At 61.7% G+C, this 2063-nt stretch carries 1 protein-coding gene and 2 pseudogenes; all 3 read left to right on the top strand.

Annotated elements, in window-relative coordinates; all coding sequences use genetic code 11:
* Positions 1-318: IS66 family insertion sequence element accessory protein TnpB (tnpB, locus tag XH79_RS06940; protein WP_271581170.1), on the top strand; the 318-nt coding region annotated here is incomplete at its 5' end.
* 52 nt (positions 319-370) lie between these two features.
* Positions 371-1070: pseudogene (locus tag XH79_RS06935) on the top strand (IS66 family transposase); the annotation flags it as partial.
* Positions 1071-1221: 151 nt separating this feature from the next.
* Positions 1222-1998: pseudogene (gene istA, locus XH79_RS06930) on the top strand (IS21 family transposase); the annotation flags it as partial.
* Positions 1999-2063 lie beyond the last annotated feature (65 nt).

Here is a 2063-nt window from a genome sequence, read left to right as displayed (position 1 = left end):
TTATGTGGTGCACCACATAACCGCAAGGGTGCGGATGGCTTGGCGCTCTTAGCGAAGGAGACGCTGGGCCATGACCCGATGAAGGGGGTGGCGGTGGTCTTCCGTGCAAAGCGCGCCGATCGGGTGAAGATTGTCGTCTGGGATGGCACCGGCCTTGTGATGTACTGGAAGCGGTTCGATGGCGGCGGCTTCAAATGGCCTCCCATCGTGGCCGGCGTGATGCGGATGAATGCCGCGCAGTTGTCCGCGCTTCTGGCCGGCATGGATTGGACGCGCATGCACGCGCCTCGAATCCCGCAGCCGAAATCGCTTGCGTGAAGATATAAAATCTTCGCTGCATCGGGGAGCGAAGCCTGGCAGACTCGGGCCAATGAGTGATTTGCCTGACGAGTTGCCGAGCGATCCAGCCGAGCTGCGTGTCTTTGCCGCGGCTCTGCTGGATCGCTGCGCCAAGCTCGAGTGGTTGCTCAAGCTTGCGAAAGATGCGCAGTTCGGTCGATCGTCGGAAAAGTTGGACACTGATCAGCTTCAGCTTGTTTTGGAGGACATCGAAGAGGCCGTGGCGGCTCTCGAAGCAGCCGAGGATCGCGCTAATCCCAGAACCTGCGAGAAGAGAACTGCCAAGCGCAGGGCCAATCGTGGCAAGCTGCCGGAGCATTTGCCGCGCATCGTCGAAACCTTGCTGCCGGCTGACACCTGTTGCCCGTCCTGCAAGGCGATCTCGTTGAGATTGGCCGCGATGAGAGTCAAAGGCTCGACGTCGTTCCGGTGCAATACCGAGTGATTGTCACCCGCCGGCCCAAACTGGCCTGCCGCGCCTGTCATGGCGTCGTCCTCCAGCACGCCGCGCCCGAACGATTGATCAAGGGGGACTGCCCACCGAGCGGCTGGTCGCGCATGTGATCGATGCCAAGTATCATTGGCATTTGCCGCTTTATCGCCAGGCGCAGATGCGGGCGACGCACGGTATCGCCATCGACCGTTCCACGCTCGCCTTCTGGGTCGGCTATGCCGCCCAGGAATTGAAGCCCTTGTGGCATCGTCTACGCGAGCTTTTGCGTGTTTCGGCAATTCCCGGACAGCGATTTCGGTAATTCGCGGACAGCGATTTCAGTAACTCCGGGACAGGGATTCCGCTAAATCGCGGACAGATGCGGGAGGTTGGTTTTCGGGAGCGCCGTTCAGGCAATGTTCTCTCTCAAGCTGAGTTTGAGAGGGGCAATGCCGAGACGGAAGCAAGCGAAACGAACCACTGTGAAGGACCTACGATCGATCCTGAGGCTGACGTACGAGCAGGGCCTGTCGGTGCGGGCAATCTCGGAACGGCTGCAGATCAGCAAGACCTCGGTTGCCACCTACCTGCTGCGGGCGCGCGAAGCGGGCTTGAGCTGGCCGCTGCCGCCGATTTGCGAGAGCGAGGCGGCGTTACAGCGGGCCTTGTTCCGGCGGGTCGGGCGACCGCCGCAGGACTTGAGCGAGCCTGAGTGGCCACGGGTGGCGCAGGAACTCAAGCGCAAGGGCGTGACGCTGACGCTGCTTTGGCAGGAATACCGGACGGCTCATCCCGACGGCTACGGTTACACTTGGTTCTGCGAGAAGTTTGACGCCTATCGGCGGCGGGCGAACCCAACCTTCCGCCACCGCCACGCGGCGGGTGCGGTGATGCAGACCGACTATGCCGGCCCGACGGTGGAGGTGACCGATCCGCAAACCGGCGAGATCCGTCAGGCGCAGATATTTGTCGCGGTGCTCGGGGCCTCGTCGCTGACCTTCGCTATGGCGAGCTTCGGTCAGCGACTGCCAGATTGGATCGAAGGCCAGACCCGGGCCCTGTCGTACTTCGGCGGAGTCCCCAAGGCGATCGTCTGCGACAATCTGAAGGCCGGGGTCGTCAAGGCGTTATGGTTCGAGCCGACGCTCAACCAAACCTTTGCCGCCATGGCCGAGCACTACGACACGACGATTTTGCCGACCCGCAGCCGCAAGCCGCGCGACAAGGCGATTGCTTCATATTGCACCTCATCCTGACAGTTGCGCGGTGATAGATGTTGTTTGCGGTTTGC

The sequence above is a fragment of the Bradyrhizobium sp. CCBAU 45389 genome (genome assembly GCF_028128625.1).
Taxonomy (GTDB): domain Bacteria; phylum Pseudomonadota; class Alphaproteobacteria; order Rhizobiales; family Xanthobacteraceae; genus Bradyrhizobium; species Bradyrhizobium liaoningense_B.
This window is presented reverse-complemented; position numbering and strand designations above follow the sequence as displayed.